Origin of the sequence: Mycolicibacter sinensis (assembly GCF_001673565.1) — a bacterium.
GTDB classification, from domain to species: domain Bacteria; phylum Actinomycetota; class Actinomycetes; order Mycobacteriales; family Mycobacteriaceae; genus Mycobacterium; species Mycobacterium sinense_C.
Genome location: NZ_LZMF01000022.1, coordinates 1 through 1,419 on the forward strand (window position 1 = coordinate 1; position 1,419 = coordinate 1,419).

Annotated in this window: 1 protein-coding gene; it reads left to right on the forward strand. The window is 61.7% G+C overall.

The window, feature by feature from the left end:
• Positions 1–129: 129 nt before the first annotated feature.
• A complete protein-coding gene (locus A5648_RS03990; protein ID WP_065023304.1) occupies positions 130–1,365 on the forward strand; it encodes an IS256 family transposase in 1,236 nt (411 codons plus the stop codon).
• Positions 1,366–1,419: the final 54 nt, after the last annotated feature.

Here is a 1,419-nt window from a genome sequence, read left to right on the forward strand (position 1 = left end):
GGGCGTGTCATTCCATCTGTGTAAGTCCGAGGTGGTCCATCATCGGACCGCCGTTGGGGCGGACAGAAGGAGTGTTTTGTGACCAAGACCACGAAGGCGCCGGCTGAGGACAAGACGGCGGCCCGACGGTTGGCGGAGGCGTTCAGCGCCGACACACTGGATTCGCTGATCGCCGATGCAGTGAAATCGGGGACCCCGATCGACGGCGCGGACGGTTTGCTCAACGAGCTGACCAAGGCCGTGCTCGAGCGTGCCCTGAATTCGGAGTTGACCCATCACCTGGGTTACGAGGCCGGCGATCCGGCCGGGCGCGGATCGGGCAATTCCCGCAACGGCACCACACCGAAAACGGTAGCCACCGTCAACGGCCCGGTGCGTATCGAGGCGCCGCGCGATCGCAACGGCTCGTTCGAGCCGGCGATCGTGCCGAAGAAAACCCGGCGACTCAACAACATTAATTCGGTGGTGCTGTCGCTGTATTCACGCGGCATGACCACCCGCGATATCGAAGCCCATCTGGCCGAGGTGTACGGGGCATCGGTGTCGCGGGAGCTGATCTCGAATATCACCGAGGTGGTTGTCGATGAGATCAAGGCCTGGCAGTCTCGGCCCCTGGATGAGGTCTATCCGATCCTCTACATCGACGGTCTGCGGCTGCGGATCGGCGACAACGGGGTCATCACCACCAAGGTGGCCTATCTGGCCATTGGCGTGGATCTCGACGGTCGCAAACACGCCCTGGGCTGCTGGATCCAAGACAGCGAGGGCGCGAAGTTCTGGCAGAAGGTCGTCATCGACCTACGCAACCGCGGCGTGCGCGACATCCTCATCGCCTGCTGCGACGGCCTGACCGGTCTGCCCGATGCGATCCGCTCGATCTACCCCGATACGGTCGTGCAGACGTGCGTGGTGCACGTCATCCGCAACGCGATGCGGTTCGTGTCTTACAAGGACCGCAAAAAGGTCGCCACCGCGATGCGGACGATCTACACCGCGCCCACCGTCGATGGCGCTGAATTGGCACTCAAGGAGTTCGATCAGCAATTCGGCACCCAGTACCCGGGCGCGATCGACGTGTGGCGGGGCGCCTGGCCAGAATTCGTGCCGTTCCTGGACTATCCGGTGGAGCTACGCAAGATCGTCTACACCACTAACGCCATCGAGTCGATCAACTTCCAGCTGCGCAAAATCACCAAGAACCGGGGCCATTTCCCGGACAAGGACGCCGCGATGAAGTTGCTGTACCTCGGGCTGCGCAACATCTCCAGCGAGAGAGGAGGCTATTCCGGGACCGGAACCCACAACTGGACCGTGGCACTCAACACACTCGCCAGGCTGTTCCCCGGTCGAATCCCGTTGTGCTAGACTACAACTCGTAGTCAAATCATCTCTGACTTACACAGAATTCGTGACAGGCTC